Source organism: Pseudomonas sp. BNK-7, from assembly GCF_048072025.1.
GTDB classification, from domain to species: Bacteria; Pseudomonadota; Gammaproteobacteria; order Pseudomonadales; family Pseudomonadaceae; genus Aquipseudomonas; species Aquipseudomonas danubii.
Genome location: NZ_CP182252.1, coordinates 980,197 through 1,000,106, shown reverse-complemented (window position 1 = coordinate 1,000,106; position 19,910 = coordinate 980,197). Strand labels below are relative to the sequence as shown.

Genomic DNA, 19,910 nt, shown 5'->3' with positions numbered 1-19,910 from the left:
AAGGGGGTTCCCATTTGTGGATGGCACGCGCGCCATATTGCACAGGTGAAGTGTCAGTAGCGAGCGGCATAATGTTTCGGGCTTTTGCCTGACAGGCTCGGTTCAGCTCCGTTCGCCGGCATGCTCGCCGATAGGTTTTTTGTCCTCAAGGACGCGGCTTTGGTTCAATTGCGTCGCCGTTCAGCGACGCAGTGCCAGGAGCACGACGCCGGCGGTGATCAGGCCGATTCCGCCCCACTGGCGCAGATCGAGTTTCTCGCCCAGCAGGGCCACGCCGATGACTGCGACCAACACCACGCTGAGCTTGTCCACTGGCGCCACCAGAGAGGCCGGGCCGAGTTTCAGGGCGCGGAAGTAGCACAGCCAGGAGGCCCCGGTGGCCAGTCCCGACAGCAGCAGGAACAGATAGCTCCTGGTGGAAATCGATCCCAGGGACTGATATTGGCCCGTTGCGTACAAAATCAAGGCCAGGCTGACCAGGACCACCACGGTGCGCAGCAGGGTGGCGAAGTCTGAATTGACGTTTTCTATCCCGACTTTGGCGAAGATCGCCGTCAAAGCGGCGAAAGTTGCCGAGAGCAGCGCCCAGAATGTCCACGAGGAAAAAAAGCCTGAACCCATGTTCGCGCTGCCTTTTCTGCACTGACCTGGCGGAGCCGGCTTGCTGGCGAAGAGGTGGTGCGCCAGTGAGCTTCACCGGCAAGCCGGCGCCTAGGGTCGGGTTAGATGGCTTCCAGCTTGGCGTAGCCGAGCATCAGCCATTTGCTGCCTTCGCTGAAGTTGACCTGGACCCGGGCCTGGGCACCGGCGCCTTCGAAGTTGAGGATCACCCCGTCGCCGAACACCGAGTGCCGCACCGCCTGGCCCAGGCTCAAGCCGGTGTCCGGAATCTCGCTGCCGCCGAACAGGCTGCTGGTGCTCTGCGACTGGCCACCGCCGAAAGGCCGGCTGACGCTGTTGGACAGGCGCACTTCCTGAATCAGCCCCTTGGGCACTTCGCGGACGAAGCGCGACACCTTGTTGTAGGTTTCGCTGCCGTACAGGCGACGGGTTTCCGCATAGGTCATCACCAGGTTCTGCATCGCCCGGGTGATGCCGACGTAGGCCAGACGGCGTTCTTCCTCAAGGCGGCCGGGTTCTTCCAGGCTCATCTTGTGCGGGAACAGGCCTTCTTCCATGCCCACCAGGAACACGTAGGGGAACTCCAGGCCCTTGGCGCTGTGCAGGGTCATCAGTTGCACGCTGTCTTCGTGCTCGTCGGCCTGGGTATCGCCGGCTTCCAGGGACGCGTGGCCGAGGAAGGCCGCCAGCGGCGTCAGGTCCTCGTCTTCTTCGGTGTTCTCGAAGTTGCGCGCGGCGCTCACCAGTTCCTCAAGGTTTTCCACCCGGGCCTGGCCTTTCTCGCCTTTTTCCGCTTCGTGGTAGGCGATCAGCCCTGACTGCTCGATCACCGTCTGGGTCATCAGGTGCAGGGGCATTTCCAGGGTCTTGGCCGCCAGGTTCTCGATCAGCTCGATGAAGGCGCCGAGGGCGCCGGCCGCACGACCGGTGAGGCCTTTATTGGCCACCAGCTGGCGCATGGCTTCCCACATCGACACATCGCTGTGGCGCGCGTGTTCGCGGATGGCTTCGACGGTCTTTTCGCCGATGCCCCGGGCTGGAACGTTGATCACCCGTTCCAGGGCTGCGTCGTTGCCCCGGCCTTCCAGCAAGCGCAGGTAAGCCATGGCGTTCTTGATCTCGGCCCGTTCGAAGAAGCGCTGACCGCCATAGATGCGGTACGGAATGCGCTCGCGCAGCAGGGCTTCTTCCAGCACCCGGGACTGGGCGTTGGAGCGGTAGAGAATGGCGATGTCGCTGCGGGCCAGGCCGGTTTTCAGCGCGCTCTCGATGGTTTCCACGACATAGCGGGCTTCATCGTGCTCGTTGAAGGCGGCGTACAGGTTGATGGCTTCGCCGTCGCCGCCGTCGGTCCACAGTTCCTTGCCCAGGCGTCCGGTGTTGTTGGCGATCAGGGCGTTGGCGGCCTTGAGGATGCCGGCGGTGGAGCGGTAGTTCTGCTCCAGGCGGATCACTTCGGTGTCCGGGAAGTCGGCGGAATACTGATGGATGTTCTCGATCTTCGCTCCGCGCCAGCCGTAGATCGACTGGTCGTCGTCGCCCACCACCATCAGGCTGTCGCCACCTTGGGCCAGCAGTCGCAGCCAGGCGTACTGCACGGCGTTGGTGTCTTGGAACTCGTCCACCAGCACATGGCGGAAGCGCTTCTGGTAGTGCGCCAGCAGGCCCGGGTGGTCGCGCCACAAGTCCAGGGCGCGCAGCAGCAGCTCGGAGAAATCGATGACTCCGGCGCGCTGGCAGGCGGCCTCATAGGCCTCATAGATGCCGCGCATGGTGGCCAGGAAAAGATCGCCGCTGGCCTGGATGTGTTGCGGGCGCAGGCCTTCGTCTTTCTGTCCGTTGATGAACCACTGGGCCTGACGGGCCGGCCAGCGCTGCTCGTCCAGGCCCAGCTCGCGGATCACCCGCTTGACCAGGCGTTGCTGGTCGTCGCTGTCGAGGATCTGGAAGGTCTGGCTCAGGCCGGCTTCCTGCCAGTGGGCCCGCAGCAGGCGGTGCGCCAGGCCGTGGAAGGTGCCGACCCACATGCCTGCCGGGTTGATGCCCAGCAATTGCTCGATGCGGTGGCGCATCTCGGCGGCGGCCTTGTTGGTGAAGGTCACCGACAGGATCGAGTGGGGCGAGGCGTTCTCGACCTGGATCAACCAGGCGATACGGTGCACCAGCACACGGGTTTTGCCGGAGCCAGCACCGGCCAGGACCAACTGACGACCCACGGAGGCAGCTACGGCCTGGCGTTGGGCATCGTTGAGGGAGTTCAACAGGAGGGAGAGATCATCGCGCATCGGGGCATTCTAGGGGGCCGCGTCACCCCGGGCAAACCCGGCATTGCATTAGCCGATAAAACAACGGCCGGGGACGACCGGTTGGTCACAGGCCGCAGCCATTGGTGTCTCGCGCGCGCGCACTTGCACGGCGGATTACGGCGGGATTTGTTTTATCGGTTTTATGATCCAGAGCAGTTTGGCTCGAGCTTGTGCTTGTGTATGCTCCGCCGACGTTTCGGGCTCTACATTATAAGAATACTGCCTATGACACTTAACCCCGACCCGTCCGGGCCCTTCATGGCGCCGGGGGGCATCCGCCAGCATTACGCCGTCGAGATGGCAGTGGAGCGTACGCGCCTGCTGTATCAGGGCTCGCTGCTGCCGACCCTTTTCATGCTGCTCAACGGTCTGGTGTGCACCTGGTTGCTCTGGAGTCCGGCGCGCTATCTGTTGCTCAGCGTGTGGATGGTCTGGCTGCTGGCCCTGGTGGCCTTGCGGGTGATCCAGGTGGCGGCGTTCGACTCGGCGATTCCCAGTCGCCAGGCGCAGCCCATCTGGCAGCGCATGTTTCTTCTGGGGTCGGCGGTCAGTGGCCTGACCCTGGCCTGCGCCGGCATCGCCCTGGTGCCCACCGACAGCTTTTTGCAGCAGGCCTGGGTTTTCGGCCTGATCGGCGCGGCGATTCTTTCCGCCAGCGTGGCCTACGCGGTCAGCCTGCAGGCCTTTCTCTCCTTCACATTGCCCTGCCTGTTGCCGGCCATCGCCTATCTGTTCTGGGGCGGAGACGATCAGCAGCGCGGCTGGGGCTGGCTTGGGCTGATTCTCCTGGTATCCCTGAGCGTGGTGGCCTGGCAGGTCAACCGCCTGATTCAGCGAGGCCTGTTGCGGCGCTTTCAGAATCAGGCGCTGATCGAGCATCTGCAGGATGCCCAGAGCCGCGGCAGCCAGCTCAACCGCGAGCTGGCCCGTGAGATCGAACAGCGCCGACGGGCCGAAGAACAATTGCGTGAAGCCCAGGCGGGACTGGAGCAGCGGGTGGCCCAGCGCAGCCTGGAGCTGGACCAGGCCAACCAGGCCCTGAGCAAGAGCGAGGCGCGCCTGGCCCTGGCCCTGAATGCCAGCGAGCTGGGACTTTGGGACTGGAACCTGCAGACCGACGAAATCCATCACACCCAGATCAAGGAACTGTTTGGCCTGGAACCCGAAGACGTCACCGCGATGCTCAGCCATCTCAAGCCGCGCCTGCACCCCGAGGATTTGCCGCTGCTCAAACGTGCCCTGGTGGAGCATCTCAAGGGCCGCAGCGAGGATTACCAGGTGGAGTACCGGGTGCGTCATGGCGATGGCCATTGGGTGTGGATCGAGGACCGGGGCAGGGCGGTGGAGCGCAGTCCTGGTGGAAGGGTGTTGCGCATGGTGGGCACGCGGCGGGATATCAGCGCCGACAAGGAAGTGGAGGTGCAGCGCAATCTGGCGGCGACAGTGTTCGAGGCGGCCAGTGAAGGCATCGTCATCCTCGACCCCGAGTACGCCCTGATCGCTGCCAATCAGGCCTTCAGCCAGGTCACGGGCTATCAGATCGAGGACATGCTCGGGCGCAATGTGGTGGAACTGTCCTGTAGCCGCGATGCCCGCCGGCATTACCCGTTGATTCATCAGGCCCTGGAGCAACACGGCAGTTGGCAGGGCGAGCTGGTGGAGACCCGCAAGAACGGCGAGCTCTATCCGCAATGGCTGCAATTGAATGTCGTGCGGGATAAACGAGGGAAAATCCGCCACATCGTGGGCTTCTTCGCCGATCTATCGGCTCGGCGCGAGTCCGAGGAGCGCATGCGCTACCTCACTCACTACGATGAACTCACCGGGCTGGCCAACCGTTCCCTGTTTCGCGAGCGCCTGGGCGAGGCCCACCAACGGGTACGCCAGGGCGGCCGCAGCCTGGCCTTGCTGCACATCAATCTGGATCGCTTCAAGTTGCTCAACGACAGCCTCGGCCATGAAGTGGCCGACCAGTTGCTGCAGAAGATGTCCAGACGACTGGTCAATGCCCTGCCGGAGGCCGACACCATCGCCCGGCTGTCCGGGGATGAGTTCGCTGTGTTGTTCGACGCCTACGGCAGCCTGTCGAGCCTGACGCGGGTGGCGACCCGGCTGCTGAGCAAGCTGCGCCTGCCGATCACCGTCGATGGCCATGAATTGGTGGTCAGCGCCTCCATGGGCATCAGCATGCTGCCGGACAGCGCCCGGGAGATTGCGGCTTTGGTCAGTCAGGCGAACATGGCCATGGCCCACGCCAAGCACCTGGGCGGCAACAACTTCCAGTTCTACACCGAGAGCCTGCAGGCCAGCACCCTGGAGCGTCTGCAACTGGAGAACCAGCTGCGCAAGGCCATCGAAGAAGGCCAGTTGATGGTGTTCTACCAACCCAAGCTATGCCTGGCCACGGGCCTGCTGAATGCTGCCGAAGCCCTGGTGCGCTGGGATCACCCGACCATGGGCCGGGTGCCGCCGGGGGACTTCATCGGCCTGGCGGAAGAGACCGGGCTGATCGGGCCCATCGGCGAGTTTGTGTTGCGTCAGGCCTGTCGCCAAGCCTGCGACTGGCAGCGCCAGGGGCTGGAGCCGATTCGGGTGTCGGTCAACCTGTCGGTGTATCAACTGCGCCAAGGCAAGCTGGTGAGCCTGGTGCGCCAGGTATTGGAAGAAACCGGCCTGGAGCCGCATTTCCTCGAGCTGGAACTGACTGAAAGCCAGCTCCTGGACAGCGTCGAGCACATCATCGCGACCTTCCAGCAACTGCGTGATCTGGGAGTGAAGCTGGCCATCGATGACTTCGGCACGGGTTACTCGTCCCTGAGCTACCTCAAGCGCATTCCGGTGGACTACGTGAAGATCGACCAGGCCTTTATCCGTGGCCTTGCCGAAGGTGGCGAGGATGCGGCGATTACCCGGGCAATCATTGCCATGGCGCACGGGCTGTCGCTGAAAGTGGTGGCCGAGGGGGTCGAGGACCCGGCGCAGTTGACCTTCCTGCGGGCCGAACACTGCGATGAAGTGCAGGGCTACCTGATCAGTCGTCCGGTGAATGCCGAAGCGCTCGCGCAGCTGTTGCAGGCCCAGTCTCGCTAGTGGGCGGCGACGCCAGCCACAACGGCTACATAAGTCGTACCCGGCTGAAAATGGGGGGCAGGCCGGCAAATTGATGATGCATTGAACAGGCAAAAAGACGATTCCTGTAGTATAACTACAAGCTTGCTACATCCCCGGCGTCAGCCAATAACAATGAGTCCAGCCCTTTGAACCTGTTGCAGCACATCGCCCAGTCACGTCATTTGTTACGCAAATCGGAACTCAAGGTCGCCGATCACGTGCTCCTTGATCCTGCGGCCGTGATGCACAGTTCCATGGCGGACCTGGCCCACAGCGTGGGCATCAGCGAACCGACCATCGTGCGTTTCTGCCGGGCCATCGGTTGCTCCGGTTTTCAGGACCTGAAGCTCAAGTTGGCTCAGAGCCTCGCCGCCGGTGCCAGCTTTGGCCAGTTCGCGATCCATGAAGACGATTCTGTCGCTGACTACAGCCTGAAGATCTTCGACACCACCCTGCACACCCTGATGGAAGTGCGCGAGAAGCTCGATCCGGTGGCCCTGCAGCAGGCGGTGACTGCCATGTCCCAGGCCCAGCGCGTGGAGTTCTACGGCTTTGGCGCGTCTGGCGCGGTGGCGGCGGATGCCCAGCACAAGTTCTTTCGCCTGCTGCTGACTGCGGCGGCCTATTCCGACCCGCACATGCAGGCGATGTCGGCGGTGACCTTGAAGCCTACCGACGTGGCCATCTGTATTTCTCAGTCCGGGCGCTCCAAAGACCTGCTGATCACCGCCAACCTGGTGCGTGAAAGCGGCGCCTCGCTGATCACCCTGTGCCCGAGCCAGACGCCGTTGGCCGAGCTGTCCACGGTCAACCTGGCCATCGATGTCCACGAAGACACCGAGATCTACACCCCGCTGACCTCGCGTATCGCCCACCTGGTGGTGATCGACGTGCTGGCCATGGGCGTGGCCATGGCCCGCGGGCCGAGCCTGGTGAACCACCTCAAGAGCGTCAAGCGCAGCCTTCGCAGCCTGCGTCTGTCGCCCAAGTCGGTCAAAGCCCTGGACGACTGATTCCTGGAGAGGGGCGAATGTTCATCGTCCTGTAACCGACCCGCCGCCAAACCGTAACCGCCGACGTCCATCGTGAAGCTCCCGTACTCGCATTGGGAGACTCGAAATGGCCCGGCCTTACGAAGAGAGCAACAGCGCAGTCAAGACCCGTCGTCAGCAGGAAGATCAGCGCCGCATGGAATTTCGTCGTGCGATCGAACACCGCTTCGAGCTGCGTCAGTTGCAGCAGCAAATCAACGATTACCCCGAGCTTGAGGCCGTCAATTACTGGCAGGCGGCACCCGCGGCTTCCCGTCGAAGCGTTCAACCAGCCCGCTGATCTGCACGCGTTCGCTGCGGATGAATCCCAGGAACGCATGCGCTACCGGTGACAGGCGTTTGGCTTTGGCCTGCACCAGGCACCAGCTGCGAAGCAATGGCAGCTCTTCGACCGGCAACTCGATCAAGCCGCCGGTCGCCAACTCAAGGTTCAGGGCGTGGCGCGTCAGCAAGGCCACGCCCAGACCCGCCCGCACGCACTCGCGCTGAGCTTCCGCCGACGACACTTCGAGGATCTGGGTGAAGTGCACGCGCTTCTCCTTGAAGTACTCCTCGCAGGCCAGGCGGGTGCCCGAGCCGGGCTCGCGTAGCACCAGGGTGTAGGGCTCCAGGTCCTGCAGGCGCAGCGGACCCATGTGGCTCAGGGGATGATCCGGCGGCGCCACGGCGACGATGGGGTTGTTGAGAAACGGCAGGAATTCCAGCTCCATGTCCTGGGGCACCATGGACATGATCACCAGGTCATCGCGGTTGTCCGAGAGGCGGCGGATCACCTGGGAGCGGTTGACCACCGTCAGTTGCAGGTGGACTTCCGGATGCTGGCGCTTGAAGGCGGCGAACAGGTGCGGGACGAAGTATTTGGCGCTGGATTCCACCGCCAGCTTGAGCTGGCCCTGCAGTGAGCCCTGCATGTCCGAGAGCTGCATGTCGAGGTTTTCCAGGCGCCCGAAGATGTCCCGGCTGGCCCGTTGCAGGGCCTCGGCGGCTTCGGTCATGTAGAGCTTCTTGCCGACGTAATCGAACAGCGGCTGGCCGATCAGCTCCTCCAACTGACGGATCTGCAGGCTGACCGCGGGCTGGGTGAGATTCATTTCATCGGCGGCGCGGCTGTAGGAGCGTAGATCGCAGACTTCATTGAAAATCTGCAACTGACGTAATGTCAGTCTCATCAAGGACTTACGCATTTTTTAGTGCTCGCGCCAAGGGCTGGTAGCACAACTATAAGTCTTTACTTATGCCCAACCCAATAATTATTGATTTTTGTTAATCCCTCTGCAGAGCTAGTGTGACGCGGCGACTGACTTGAAACATTTGGTCACGCGCCGACTCGGTCTAGCGGGTCGTTTGTTCCAACGGCTCAAGGGAACCTCCAAGTGATAAAAAAGATCCTGATCGCCAACCGTGGTGAGATCGCCGTACGAATCGTGCGTGCCTGCGCCGAGATGGGCATCCGTTCGGTAGCGATCTTCTCCGACGCTGATCGCCATGCCCTGCATGTAAAGCGTGCGGATGAGGCCCACAGCATTGGCGCCGAGCCGCTGGCCGGCTACCTGAACCCCCGCAAGCTGGTGAACCTGGCGGTGGAAACCGGCTGTGATGCCTTGCATCCCGGCTATGGTTTTCTTTCGGAAAACGCCGAACTGGCGGACATCTGCGCCGAACGTGGCATCAAATTCATCGGCCCGTCGGCGGAAGTCATCCGCCGCATGGGCGACAAGACTGAAGCCCGCCGCAGCATGATCAAGGCCGGCGTGCCGGTGACCCCGGGTACCGAAGGCAACGTCGCGGATATCCATGAAGCCCTGACTGAGGGCGACCGCATCGGCTACCCGGTGATGCTCAAGGCCACCTCCGGTGGTGGCGGCCGCGGCATCCGTCGCTGCAACAGCCGTGAAGAGCTGGAGCAGGCGTTCCCCCGAGTGATTTCCGAAGCCACCAAGGCCTTCGGTTCGGCGGAAGTGTTCCTGGAAAAATGCATCGTCAATCCCAAGCACATCGAAGCGCAGATCCTCGGCGACAGCTTTGGCAACGTGGTGCACCTGTTCGAGCGCGACTGCTCGATCCAGCGCCGTAACCAGAAGCTCATCGAGATCGCCCCGAGCCCGCAGTTGACCCCGGAACAGCGCGCCTACATCGGCGACCTGTCGGTGCGCGCGGCCAAGGCCGTGGGCTACGAGAACGCCGGCACCGTGGAGTTCCTGCTCGCCGAGGGCGAGGTGTACTTCATGGAGATGAACACCCGGGTGCAGGTGGAGCACACCATCACCGAGGAGATCACCGGCATCGACATCGTTCGCGAGCAGATCCGCATCGCCTCGGGCCTGCCACTGTCGGTGAAGCAGGAAGACATCCACCACCGTGGTTTTGCCCTGCAGTTCCGGATCAACGCCGAGGACCCGAAGAACAACTTCCTGCCCAGCTTCGGCAAGATCACCCGTTACTACGCCCCCGGCGGACCCGGCGTGCGCACCGACACGGCGATCTACACCGGCTACACCATTCCGCCGTTCTACGACTCCATGTGCCTGAAGCTGGTGGTCTGGGCGCTGACCTGGGAAGAGGCGATGGACCGTGGCCTGCGCGCCCTCGACGACATGCGTCTGCAAGGGGTCAAGACCACCGCCGCCTACTACCAGGAAATCCTGCGTAACCCGGAATTCCGTAGCGGTCAGTTCAATACCAGCTTCGTTGAAAGCCATCCGGAACTGACCAACTACTCGATCAAGCGCAAACCCGAAGAGCTGGCCCTGGCCATCGCCGCCGCCATCGCCGCCCACGCAGGCCTGTGAGGAATAAAACAATGTCCAAGAAGATTCATGTAACCGACACCATCCTGCGCGACGCCCACCAATCGCTGCTGGCGACTCGAATGCGCACCGAAGACATGCTGCCGATCTGCGACAAGCTCGACAAAGTCGGCTACTGGTCCCTGGAAGTCTGGGGCGGCGCGACCTTCGACGCCTGCGTGCGCTTCCTCAAGGAAGACCCCTGGGAGCGCCTGCGCCAATTGCGCGCGGCGCTGCCCAACACCCGTCTGCAGATGCTCCTGCGTGGCCAGAACCTGCTGGGCTACCGCCACTACAGCGACGACGTGGTCAAAGCCTTCGTGGCCAAGGCCGCGGTCAATGGCATCGACGTGTTCCGCATCTTCGACGCCATGAACGACGTGCGTAACCTGCGGGTCGCCATCGAGGCGGTGAAGGCCGCCGGTAAGCACGCCCAGGGCACCATCGCCTACACCACCAGCCCGGTGCACACCATCGAGGCCTTCGTGGCCCAGGCCAAGCAGATGGAAGCCATGGGCTGCGACTCCATCGCCATCAAGGACATGGCCGGCCTGCTGACCCCTTACGCCACCGGCGAGCTGGTCAAGGCGCTGAAGGCCGAGCTGTCGCTGCCGGTGTTCATCCACTCCCACGACACCGCCGGCCTGGCTGCCATGTGCCAGCTCAAGGCCATCGAGAACGGCGCCGACCATATCGACACCGCCATCTCCAGCTTCGCCTGGGGCACCAGCCACCCGGGCACCGAGTCCATGGTCGCGGCCCTTAAAGGCAGCGAGTTCGACACCGGCCTGGACCTGGAGCTGCTGCAAGAGATCGGCCTGTACTTCTACGCCGTGCGCAAAAAGTACCACCAGTTCGAAAGCGAATTCACCGCGGTCGATACCCGGGTGCAAGTCAACCAGGTGCCGGGCGGGATGATTTCCAACCTGGCCAACCAGTTGAAAGAGCAGGGCGCGCTGAACCGCATGGGCGAAGTGCTGGCCGAGATCCCGCGGGTGCGTCACGACCTGGGCTACCCGCCGCTGGTGACCCCGACCTCGCAGATCGTCGGCACCCAGGCGTTCTTCAACGTCCTGGCTGGCGAGCGCTACAAGACCATCACCAACGAAGTGAAGCTCTACCTGCAGGGCGGCTACGGCAAGGCCCCGGGTCAGGTGGACGAAAACCTGCGGCGCCAGGCCATCGGCAGCGAGGACGTGATCGATGTGCGTCCGGCCGACCTGCTGAAACCGGAAATGACCAAGCTGCGCGGCGAAATCGGTGCCCTGGCGCATTCCGAGGAAGACGTGCTGACCTACGCCATGTTCCCGGACATCGGGCGCAAGTTCCTCGAAGAGCGTGAGGCCGGCACCCTGGTTCCGGAAGCGTTGCTGCCGATCCCTGAAGCCGGTGGTGTCAGCAAGCCGGGCGGTGAAGGCGTACCTACCGAGTTCGTCATCGATGTCCACGGCGAAACCTACCGCGTCGACATCACTGGCGTTGGGGTCAAGGCCGAAGGCAAGCGCCACTTCTACCTGTCCATCGACGGCATGCCGGAAGAAGTGGTGTTCGAGCCACTCAACGAGTTCGTCGGCGGCGGCACCAGCAAGCGCAAACAGGCCAGCGCCCCGGGTCATGTCAGCACCACCATGCCGGGCAACATCGTCGATGTGCTGGTCAAGGAAGGCGACGTGGTCAAGGAAGGTCAGGCGGTACTGATCACCGAAGCCATGAAGATGGAAACCGAAGTCCAGGCGGCCGTCGCCGGCAAGGTCGTGGCGATCCACGTGGCCAAGGGCGACCGGGTCAACCCGGGCGAAATCCTCATCGAAATCGAGGGCTGAGTTCAGGCCCTCATCTGCAACGGTTTACCTCGGGGGAGCTACGGCTCCCCTTTTTTTGGCTTTTTTGAAGTGTCATTTAATGCATTTTATGCAGCCGATAGTTCATTGAAATGTTTTTAGATGCACTTACTGGCTCGGAGGCTTGGAATAACTGCAATATAATGCGCGGATGATTGAGGCGGAGTCTCTATACACGTGCAGCAAATGACAGGTACCCCAATGCTCCGGCTGACGTTGCAGCTCTACGGCGCAGGGGCGTGGACCGATGCCATGACCCTGAGTTTCGACAACCCCGAAGCGGGCTTTGCCAGCCCTTGCAGCTTTGGTTATGTCCCGCAGTATCTGGTGGACAACCTGGACGCGGTTGCCAGCCCGCTGAGCCGCTCGGTCAGTGCGCAGATACCCTTGGGCTGGGAGCCCTGGCGAGAAGAGCGGGCGCCGGCCTTTCTTTATGACCTGGTCGCCACGCCGGCGGCGCGCCGCTTTTTGCTGCGGCAGATCGGCCATGAGCGGCCCGATGGCATGGGCAGCGAGTTGTTCCTCCTGGCCCGAAGCACTGCGGCGCCCATTGGCCATCTGCGGATCAAGGAGTCCCTGGCAGGGCTGCACAGGCGTCCGGCCCTGGGCTTCACCCGGGAGCAGGTGGTGACCCTGGATAACCGTTTTCTGGAATACGCCCATGAGCAGGCGGCGGCTTTTGGTGGCACGGCGAACATCGGCGACGAAGCGCCCAAGCTGTTGCTGACGGAAAACCGCGAGGGCTTGTTGTACCCCGATGCGTTGCTCGATGACGCTTGTGCAGCGCGTCACTGGTGGGTGAAGTTCCCCCGTAACCCGGCTTCGCCGACTGCCTGCGACATCCTCAGAAGCGAGTTCCATTACTACCGGGCGCTGCAGCAGCTGGGTATCGAGACCTTCCCGGCGCCTGGGCTGGCGCTGGAAGAGGGGCGGCGGCCAAGCCTGTGGATGCAGCGTTTTGACCGTCGGCTAACGCCCGCCGGAGTCGAGCGTCTGGCAGTGGAGTCGATCTACTCCCTGGCCGCTCTGGTGGGCCATGGCCAGGGCATGCGTCATACCGAGGTCCTGGGGATTCTCGCCGAACTGTGGCGCGCCACCGGCCAGGAGGCGTCGATCCCTGAACTGGTGGCGGACTACCTGCGGCGCGACCTGCTCAACAGGATTCTCGGCAACACGGACAATCATGGCCGCACGCTTGCGGTGGTTCGCACGGATACAGAGGTGCGCCTGGCCCCGATCCATGACCTGGCGCCCAAGGTCATGGATGACCAGGGGATTGCCCGCACCACCAAATGGCCAGGACGCATGGAAGTAGCCGGTGACGTCGACTGGCGCCTGGTGTGTGCCAGCCTCAGGCCGCTGCTGGATCCAGAGGCCGCCCTGACGCGCCTGCGCGCAGATGCCGAACACCTGCGGGCCCTGCCGGACCTGTTGAGTGCCGGCGGCCTGCCCGAAGCCACCTTCAATCATCCGCGCATTCACCTGCGCCACCTGGACCGACGCCTGCAGGAGTGGGGATTGCGATGACCATGACGCTGGAAGAACGCGGGGCCTTGATCGACCACATCCAGCAGGAGCTGGCGGGCGGTCGCTTGTCGCTTGGCGACGCGGTCAAGCGCCTGCGCACTGAAGTCACTGGGCTGCATCAGAGCCAGTTTGCCAGGATGTGCCGGATTTCCCTGCGCACCCTGATCCACATCGAACACGGTGACGGCAACCCGACCTTCAAGTCATTGACTGCGGTGTTCAAGCCGTTCGGCCTGCAGATGGGGGTGGTGAAGGTGCAGAAGACCAGCCGCGCCCGTTCGCTGCTCGATGAACTTGAGCACTCGGCAAGAAGCCCGGTTATTCCCGGGCCTTCGACGCTTGCCTGAGCCTTAGCCGCGTTTGGCGTAGCCCTTGCCGTAATGCTTTTCCATCCGTGCCTGGATCAGTTCCAGGCCGATGGACAGCAGCCAGTAGATCAGCGCCGCGGTGCTGAGCATCTCGATGTAGCGGTAGCTGGAACGGCCATAGGACTGGGCCAGGAACATCACTTCCCAGACGCCCATCACCGAGATCAGCGACGAGTCCTTGAGCATCGAGATGAACTGGTTGGTGGCCGGCGGGATGATGGTGCGCATGGCCTGGGGCAGGGTCACCTGCCAGAAGATCACGCTGTCGCTCATGCCCAGGGCCAGGGCCGCCTGGCGTTGGCCGTGGGGCACGCCAAGGATGCCGGCACGGAAAATCTCGCTGAGGTAGGCGCCGTAGTTCAGCGACAGGGCGATGATCCCGGCGGTAATGGCGCCCGGCACCACCCCCAGTTGCGGCAGGCCGAGGTAGATCAGCAGGATCTGGATCAGCAACGGCGTACCGCGAAAGAACGAGGCATAGAAGCTGGCGATGCCGAAGGCCACGGCGCTGGAAGACAGGCGCGCCAGGGCGGTGACAAAGCCCAGCAGCGACGAGGCGACGATGGAGCAGGCGCAGAGGAACAGGGTCAGCGCCGCGCCCTGGAGAAAGCCGCTGGGGGACAGGTGCAGGCCCAGCAGGTTCGGCAGCTTGTCGAGGATGATCGAGAACTTCAGGTCGAAGCTCAGGAAGAAGCTGGCGAACAGCACCAGCAACGCCACCCAGGTCAGGTACAGACGAGTGCGAAAGCCCAGCAGACGCTTGAGCAGCGGTTCAGCCACCGGTTGCGGTGGCTGAGGCGGTGGCGTGTAGGCAGTCATTGGCTGATATCGGCGCCGATCCATTTCTGCGACAGCTTGCTCAGGGTGCCGTCTTGCTTCAGCTGGGCGAAGACCTCACGCACCTTGGCGTTCCACTGGGCATCGCCTTTCTCGATGGCCACCGAGTTGGGCTCGGCGTACAGCGCCTCGCCGGCCAGCTTGAAGCGCGCATCCTGGGTCAGCCGTGGCTGGGCGGTGACCAGGTTGGTGAGGATCGCATCCAGGCGCACGCCCGGTCCCAGGCCGAGGTCCTGGAAGGCCACGTTGTCGGTGTCGTAGGGGGCGATCTGTACGTTCTCGAAGGGATATTGCAGGTGGGTGTCTTCAGCGCCTTCGATCACCAGGCTCTTGTTCAGGTAGCTCTCGTAGCTGGAGGCGGCGGTCAGGCCGACCTTCTTGTCGCTCAGGTCCTTGGCGCTATGGATACGATCATCCTTGGCGTTGACCACAATCACCGCCGGCGAGGCGTAGTACTGCACCGGGAAGTCGAAGACTTCGGCGCGAGCCTTGCTCGGGGTCATGGAGCAGATGCAGATGTCGTAGCGTCCGCTCCAGCGTCCCGCGGCGATCACATCCCAGGACGGGGTTTCCAGGCGCAGCTTGACGCCGAGCTTGTCGGCCACGGCCTTGGCCACGTCGACATCGAAGCCGTCCAGCTGGTTCTGGTCATTGAGGAACGAGAAGGGCGGGTAGCTTTCCATCAGCACCCCGACCAGCTCCTTTTTCTGCTCGATACGCTCCAGGGTGGCGCCGGCGAGGGCTTGGGAAGAGGCGGTAAGCAGGGTCAGGCCGAGGGCCAGCAGCGGTTTGAAATTCATCGGAATCCTGACTGAAAAAGAGTTGTTATTAACCGAATGGTGCGTATTTAATAGTTATAAGAACGACTCCGGTAGTGAGTTATTTTCATAAGCATATGAGTAAAAAGCATATGGGCGCAGGTAGCACGGTAATTCTGGATGGCGGTATGGGTCGTGAGTTGCAGCGCCGTGGTGCGCCGTTCCGGCAGCCCGAGTGGTCAGCCCTGGCGTTGAGCGAGGACCCCCAGGCGGTGGAGGCGGTGCATGCGGCCTATATCGCCAGCGGTTCCAACGTGATCACCAGCAACAGCTACGCCGTGGTGCCGTTCCACATCGGTGAAGAGCGTTTTGCCGCCGAAGGCCAGGCCCTAGCGGCCCTGGCCGGTGAGCTGGCGCGCCGCGCAGTAGAGGCCTCCGGCAAGCCGGTGCGAGTGGCGGGTTCGTTGCCGCCGCTATTTGGCTCCTATCGCCCGGACCTGTTCGATGCGTCCCGGGTCGAGGAAGTGCTGAGCCCGCTGGTTAAGGGGCTGGCGCCTTTCGTGGACCTGTGGCTCGCAGAAACCCAAAGCTCGATCGCCGAGGCGCGGGCCATCCACGCCGGACTGCCCAAGGATGGCAAGCCGTTCTGGCTGTCCTTCACCCTCAAGGACGAAGAGGTCGATGAAGTGCCGCGCCTGCGTTCCGGCGAGCCGGTGGCTGAAGCGGCGGCGGTGGCGGCGCAGTTGGGCGTGCAGACCCTGCTGTTCAACTGCAGCCAGCCGGAGGTGATTGGTGCGGCAGTGGATGCCGCTCGCGAGACCTTCGAGCGCCTGGGGGTGCAGATCCATATCGGCGTGTACGCCAACGCCTTCCCGCCGCAGCCCGAGGATGCCACCGCCAACGACGGCCTGTGCCCCCTGCGCGAAGACCTGGACCCGCCGGGTTATCTGCAATGGGTGGCGGACTGGCACCAGCGCGGTGCCAGCCATGTCGGCGGTTGCTGCGGCATTGGGCCTGAGCATATTGCGGTGCTGGCGCAGAAACTGGGCTGACCCCTGTAGCCGCTGCCGCAGGCTGCGCCAAGGTCCGCAGGACCTTCCGAGGCCTTCAACGGCGGCGCCCGCTGCGTCGGAGTGCCGCCCAGCCCGTTCGCAGCCTGCGCCAGCGGCTACAGGTCTTCTACCAGGCCGGGCTCACCGCCCTCTTGTAGGCGCCGGCTTGCCGGCGAAAACCACGGTTACCCGCGACACTCCGCCAGCGACTTGAGCTGCCCCGCGCCGCTCTGGTTCTCATCGCTGAGCCATTGCTCGAAGCCCTTGGCGATCGCCGGCCATTCCCCGTCCAGGATCGAGAACCACGCGGTATCGCGGTTCTGCCCCTTGGCCACCATGTGCTGGCGAAACACCCCCTCGAAGCTGAAACCCAAACGCTCGGCGGCATAGCGCGAGCGGGCGTTGTCGTTGTTGCACTTCCACTCCAGGCGTCGGTAGCCCAGGGCGAAAGCTTCCTTGGCCAGCAGGTACACCGCCTCGGTGCTCTTGGGCGAGCGCTGCATCGGTGCGCCGAAGGTGACGTGGCCGATCTCGATGCGGCCCTGGGCCGGGACGATGGACATCAGGCTGATCAGGCCCTGGGCCTGGCCACTGGCGCGGTCGATCACGGTGAAGAAATACGGGTCACTGGCAAGGGCGTGGTTAGCGAGCCAGGCATCGAACGCCGCACGCTCGGGGAAGGGGCCATAAGGCAGGTAGTTCCACAGTACGGGGTCGGCGTCCGGGCCTTGCAGCACCTGGAACAGCTCGTCGCCATGGCGCGCCGGGTCGAGCCTTTGCAAACGGATGAAGCGCCCTTCAAGCAGGGTGGCCGAAGGGGCGGGAACGCCTTTCCAGTCGGCGAGAGAAATCGACATGCAGTGGCTCCTTGCGGGTTCAGAGGGGTTTGCGGAACTGGATAAAGCCCGGGCGCTCGGCGATGCGCTCGTAGAGCTGGATGGCCGTGGCATTGGTTTCGTGGGTCAGCCAATGCACCTTGGCGCAGCCGTCCTGTTTCGCCTGGGCGTAGACGAACTCGATCAGCTGGCGGCCGACGCCGGTGCCGCGCTGGTCCGGGGTCACCAGCAGGTCTTGCAGGTAGCAGGCGTTCTCGATGCTCCAGTTGGAGCGGTGGTAGATGAAATGCACCAGGCCCACGGCGCGCTCGCCGTCCCAGGCCAGGGCCGCGTGGGTCGGTTCGCGGGCATCGAGGAAGCGCTGCCAGGTGCTCTGGGTCACGGCGTCCGCCAGTTCGGTTTCGTAGAAGCGCAGGTAGGCCTGCCACAACGGCAGCCAGGCGGCGTGGTCGGCAGTGGTAACCGGGCGGATCTGGATCTGGCTCATGAAAGCTCCTTTATTGTTCTGGGCGGGCACTCAGCCCATCAGTTGCGACAGGTGTTGGTCACGCGGGTCGGCGCTGGCCGCCAGACCGTCGCGGACCCCGGCGATATCTTCGGCATTGCGGTTCTGGCTGAGCTTGCGCTTGCCCTCCAGGCGCTGGATCGGCAGGGCGAAACCGACAATCGCTTTGAGCATGCCGTCGATGTAGTCGGCCGGGGCATCGGCCACCTTCCACGGCTGCGGGCGACCGGCCTCGTGACGTTCAGTCAGTCCCTTTACCACCTGCAGCAGCCGCTGCGGGTCGGTGAAGACCTCCGGCTGGCCATAGGCGTGCACCGCCACGTAGTTCCAGGTGGGCACCACTTTGCCGTGTTCGGCCTTGCTCGGATAGAACGAAGGGCTGATATAGGCATCCTCGCCCATGAAGATCAGCAACGCTTCGGCGCCACTGGCGAGCTCGGCGCACTGTGGGTTGGCCTTGGCCAAGTGTCCGTAGAGGGTGCCATTGGCCCCCTGTTCGGGGTCCAGCAGCAGTGGTACGTGGCTAGCCTGCAGGCCCAGGGCGCCCCAGGTCACCAGGGTCGCCAGGCGGCTGTGTTGGATCACGCCCTGCAGGCGGGGGAGGTCTTCATCGACGAAAGCGCGCGGTAGGTACATGGAAAAAATCCTTGGCGAGTGGCTGCATCCTAGGCAGGCTAATGGTTCGTTGTAAGAGCCATCTTTGGTCTATTTTGTGGGTCCAATCCCTGGGGCGCCTCGATGAACAGTGCTTTGCCTCCGCTTTCTTTCAACCCTGCCGGGATCGAGCTGGATCGCCGCCAGGGCCTCAGCCGCCAGCTGTACCAGGCTCTGCGCCTGCGGGTGCTGGACGGGCGCCTGGCCAGCGGCACACGCTTGCCGGCCAGCCGTGATCTGGCGGCGGCATTGGGGATTTCCCGCAACAGCGTGGTGCGCGCCTATGACCAGCTGTATGCCGAGGGTTTTATCGAAGGCCGGGTCGGCGATGGCACCTACGTGGCCCAATTGCCAGAAACCCGCTTACCCATCAAAAAACTATCCACAAAAGTATCCACAGGGTTGTCAACAGGCTTACCCACAGGTTTATCCACAAAATCGACCGAAATAACTGGTGATGCATCCAGTAAAGTTATCCACAGCAGTGGTGTGCAGCGCCTGCAAAAGCATCATCTGAGCACGCCACCCAGTGGCCCGCCGCGGGCTTTCCGGGTCGGCGTGCCGGCTTTCGATCTGTTCCCGTTCGAGGTCTGGGCCAAGCTGAATGCGGCTTTCTGGCGCAGGCCGGACCTGCAGCAGCTGTGCTACGGCGATTCCGCTGGCGATTCGCGACTGCGCAGCCTGATCGCCGCTTACCTGCGCAGTGCCCGTGGGCTGCAATGCAGCGCTGAACAAATTGTGATCACCAGTGGCGCGCAACAGGGCATCAGCCTTTGTGCACAGCTGCTGGTGGAGCCCGGCGACAGCGTGGCTGTGGAAAACCCCGGCTATCGGGCGGCCGGTCACGCCTTCGCCGTGGCCGGGGCGCAGTTGCAGGGCGTGGCGGTGGACCAGGAGGGCATCGACTGCCGTCAGCTGGAGCAGTTGCCCACCTGCCGCCTGGCCTATGTCACCCCGTCCCACCAGTACCCCACCGGGGTGATCATGAGCCTGGCCCGGCGCCTGGAGCTGCTGGCCTGGGCCGAGCGCAGCGGCGGCTGGATCGTCGAGGACGACTACGACGGCGAGTACCGCTACAGCGGCGCGCCCCTGGCCCCCCTGGCGGCGCTGGACCGGCAGGGCCGGGTGATTTACGTCGGCACCTTCGGCAAGGTGGCGTTCCCGGCCTTGCGCCTGGGTTACCTGGTGCTGCCGCCGAATCTGGTGCAGGCCTTCGCCCAGCGTCGGGCGGTGGACGTGCGCCACTCCGAGGTCAGCACCCAGGCGGTGATGGCCGAGTTCATGGCCGCCGGGCATTTCCAGCGGCATATCCGGCGCATGCGCCGGGCCGCCCTGAGCCGGCGCAACACCTTGCTCGCCGGCTGGCCCGAGGCGATCCCAGGCGTCGGACCGCTGCCCACGGTGGCTGCCGGGTTGCACCTGACAGTGCGCGTGGACAGCCTGGCCCGGGAGCAGCAACTGCTGGAGCAGGCGGCCAGTGTCGATGTCGAGGTGAACGGCTTGAGCACTTACTGGTTGCCGGAAACCCGGTTGCCCGAGGACCAACGGGCTGGGCTGGTGCTGGGCTTCGCCGCGGTGCCTGAGGCCGATATCCAGGCCGCCCTGGGCCGCCTGCGTCAGGCCTGGCGGGTCTGACGGGGTATACTCGCGGGCCTT

Annotated in this window: 16 protein-coding genes and 1 pseudogene; 9 read left to right on the top strand and 8 right to left on the bottom strand. The window is 63.6% G+C overall.

The features are described from left to right. Positions 1–180 precede the first annotated feature (180 nt). Positions 181–621, bottom strand: a complete 441-nt coding sequence (locus tag ACMGF8_RS04675; RefSeq protein WP_060841802.1) for an EamA family transporter — start codon at positions 619–621, stop codon at positions 181–183. Positions 622–722: 101 nt separating this feature from the next. After that, a complete protein-coding gene (gene uvrD, locus ACMGF8_RS04670) occupies positions 723–2,906 on the bottom strand; it encodes a DNA helicase II (RefSeq protein WP_011064327.1) in 2,184 nt (727 codons plus the stop codon). 246 nt (positions 2,907–3,152) lie between these two features. Between uvrD and ACMGF8_RS04665 the strand changes: the two genes are divergently transcribed. From ACMGF8_RS04665 to ACMGF8_RS04655, 3 genes are all read left to right on the top strand, one after another. After that, positions 3,153–6,017, top strand: a complete 2,865-nt coding sequence (locus tag ACMGF8_RS04665) for an EAL domain-containing protein (protein WP_102862368.1) — start codon at positions 3,153–3,155, stop codon at positions 6,015–6,017. 167 nt (positions 6,018–6,184) lie between these two features. Further along, on the top strand, positions 6,185–7,051 hold the full coding sequence (gene hexR, locus ACMGF8_RS04660) for a transcriptional regulator HexR (protein ID WP_011064325.1): 867 nt from the start codon (positions 6,185–6,187) through the stop codon (positions 7,049–7,051). Positions 7,052–7,157: 106 nt separating this feature from the next. Next, positions 7,158–7,370: a PA3496 family putative envelope integrity protein gene (locus ACMGF8_RS04655; protein WP_081002137.1), complete on the top strand. Its 213-nt coding sequence runs from the start codon at positions 7,158–7,160 to the stop codon at positions 7,368–7,370. Here the strand turns inward: ACMGF8_RS04655 and ACMGF8_RS04650 are convergent. Next, entirely contained in the window at positions 7,312–8,274 is a 963-nt protein-coding gene (locus tag ACMGF8_RS04650) for a LysR family transcriptional regulator (RefSeq protein ID WP_102862367.1), read from the bottom strand. The two genes, ACMGF8_RS04655 and ACMGF8_RS04650, sit on opposite strands and share 59 nt — an antisense overlap. A 189-nt stretch (positions 8,275–8,463) precedes the next feature. Between ACMGF8_RS04650 and ACMGF8_RS04645 the strand changes: the two genes are divergently transcribed. From ACMGF8_RS04645 to ACMGF8_RS04630, 4 genes and pseudogenes are all read left to right on the top strand, one after another. Beyond that, positions 8,464–9,879 carry an acetyl-CoA carboxylase biotin carboxylase subunit gene (locus ACMGF8_RS04645; protein ID WP_025131542.1) on the top strand — a complete coding sequence of 472 codons (1,416 nt, stop codon included), beginning with the start codon at positions 8,464–8,466 and terminating at the stop codon, positions 9,877–9,879. Between the two features lie 11 nt (positions 9,880–9,890). After that, entirely contained in the window at positions 9,891–11,699 is a 1,809-nt protein-coding gene (oadA, locus tag ACMGF8_RS04640) for a sodium-extruding oxaloacetate decarboxylase subunit alpha (RefSeq protein WP_102862366.1), read from the top strand. Positions 11,700–11,969: 270 nt separating this feature from the next. After that, entirely contained in the window at positions 11,970–13,244 is a 1,275-nt protein-coding gene (locus ACMGF8_RS04635; protein WP_102862535.1) for a HipA domain-containing protein, read from the top strand. After that, positions 13,241–13,504: pseudogene (locus tag ACMGF8_RS04630) on the top strand (helix-turn-helix domain-containing protein); the annotation flags it as partial. The gene ACMGF8_RS04635 and the pseudogene ACMGF8_RS04630, both read left to right, overlap by 4 nt. Before the next feature lie 90 nt (positions 13,505–13,594). Here ACMGF8_RS04630 and ACMGF8_RS04625 read toward each other — a convergent pair. Beyond that, complete coding sequence (locus tag ACMGF8_RS04625; RefSeq protein ID WP_207814938.1) at positions 13,595–14,431, bottom strand: amino acid ABC transporter permease; 837 nt, start codon at positions 14,429–14,431, stop codon at positions 13,595–13,597. Further along, complete coding sequence (locus tag ACMGF8_RS04620; RefSeq protein WP_250329703.1) at positions 14,428–15,249, bottom strand: ABC transporter substrate-binding protein; 822 nt, start codon at positions 15,247–15,249, stop codon at positions 14,428–14,430. The genes ACMGF8_RS04625 and ACMGF8_RS04620 overlap by 4 nt, the downstream gene beginning before the upstream one ends. Positions 15,250–15,359: 110 nt before the next feature. On the opposite strand from ACMGF8_RS04620, the gene ACMGF8_RS04615 reads away from it, so the two are divergent. Next, positions 15,360–16,259, top strand: coding sequence for a homocysteine S-methyltransferase family protein (locus ACMGF8_RS04615; RefSeq protein WP_102881354.1), 900 nt, complete (start codon positions 15,360–15,362; stop codon positions 16,257–16,259). 185 nt (positions 16,260–16,444) lie between these two features. On the opposite strand, the gene ACMGF8_RS04610 is transcribed toward ACMGF8_RS04615, so the two are convergent. From ACMGF8_RS04610 to ACMGF8_RS04600, 3 genes are read right to left on the bottom strand one after another with little or no spacing between them, the layout of a single operon-like run. Continuing rightward, positions 16,445–17,116: a GNAT family N-acetyltransferase gene (locus ACMGF8_RS04610; protein WP_102862361.1), complete on the bottom strand. Its 672-nt coding sequence runs from the start codon at positions 17,114–17,116 to the stop codon at positions 16,445–16,447. A 19-nt stretch (positions 17,117–17,135) separates the two neighbouring features. After that, on the bottom strand, positions 17,136–17,582 hold the full coding sequence (locus ACMGF8_RS04605) for a GNAT family N-acetyltransferase (RefSeq protein WP_102862360.1): 447 nt from the start codon (positions 17,580–17,582) through the stop codon (positions 17,136–17,138). Between the two features lie 30 nt (positions 17,583–17,612). Next, a complete protein-coding gene (locus ACMGF8_RS04600) occupies positions 17,613–18,236 on the bottom strand; it encodes an FMN-binding negative transcriptional regulator (RefSeq protein WP_207166787.1) in 624 nt (207 codons plus the stop codon). Between the two features lie 102 nt (positions 18,237–18,338). Between ACMGF8_RS04600 and ACMGF8_RS04595 the strand changes: the two genes are divergently transcribed. Beyond that, positions 18,339–19,889 (top strand): PLP-dependent aminotransferase family protein, encoded by a 1,551-nt coding sequence (locus ACMGF8_RS04595; protein WP_416758835.1) that lies wholly within the window; start codon positions 18,339–18,341, stop codon positions 19,887–19,889. The last annotated feature ends 21 nt before the right edge of the window (positions 19,890–19,910 follow it).

What these genes read in the sequence shown, in the direction of transcription:
- ACMGF8_RS04605 (WP_102862360.1), bottom strand. Translation starts at nt 17,582, where the DNA reads ATGAGCCAGATCCAGATCCGCCCGGTTACCACTGCCGACCACGCCGCC.
- ACMGF8_RS04620 (WP_250329703.1), bottom strand. Translation starts at nt 15,249, where the DNA reads ATGAATTTCAAACCGCTGCTGGCCCTCGGCCTGACCCTGCTTACCGCC.
- ACMGF8_RS04675 (WP_060841802.1), bottom strand. Translation starts at nt 621, where the DNA reads ATGGGTTCAGGCTTTTTTTCCTCGTGGACATTCTGGGCGCTGCTCTCG.
- uvrD (WP_011064327.1), bottom strand. Translation starts at nt 2,906, where the DNA reads ATGCGCGATGATCTCTCCCTCCTGTTGAACTCCCTCAACGATGCCCAA.
- ACMGF8_RS04665 (WP_102862368.1), top strand. Translation starts at nt 3,153, where the DNA reads ATGACACTTAACCCCGACCCGTCCGGGCCCTTCATGGCGCCGGGGGGC.
- ACMGF8_RS04625 (WP_207814938.1), bottom strand. Translation starts at nt 14,431, where the DNA reads ATGACTGCCTACACGCCACCGCCTCAGCCACCGCAACCGGTGGCTGAA.
- ACMGF8_RS04610 (WP_102862361.1), bottom strand. Translation starts at nt 17,116, where the DNA reads ATGTCGATTTCTCTCGCCGACTGGAAAGGCGTTCCCGCCCCTTCGGCC.
- ACMGF8_RS04600 (WP_207166787.1), bottom strand. Translation starts at nt 18,236, where the DNA reads ATGTACCTACCGCGCGCTTTCGTCGATGAAGACCTCCCCCGCCTGCAG.
- ACMGF8_RS04615 (WP_102881354.1), top strand. Translation starts at nt 15,360, where the DNA reads ATGGGCGCAGGTAGCACGGTAATTCTGGATGGCGGTATGGGTCGTGAG.
- ACMGF8_RS04650 (WP_102862367.1), bottom strand. Translation starts at nt 8,274, where the DNA reads ATGCGTAAGTCCTTGATGAGACTGACATTACGTCAGTTGCAGATTTTC.
- ACMGF8_RS04655 (WP_081002137.1), top strand. Translation starts at nt 7,158, where the DNA reads ATGGCCCGGCCTTACGAAGAGAGCAACAGCGCAGTCAAGACCCGTCGT.
- oadA (WP_102862366.1), top strand. Translation starts at nt 9,891, where the DNA reads ATGTCCAAGAAGATTCATGTAACCGACACCATCCTGCGCGACGCCCAC.
- ACMGF8_RS04595 (WP_416758835.1), top strand. Translation starts at nt 18,339, where the DNA reads ATGAACAGTGCTTTGCCTCCGCTTTCTTTCAACCCTGCCGGGATCGAG.
- ACMGF8_RS04635 (WP_102862535.1), top strand. Translation starts at nt 11,970, where the DNA reads ATGACCCTGAGTTTCGACAACCCCGAAGCGGGCTTTGCCAGCCCTTGC.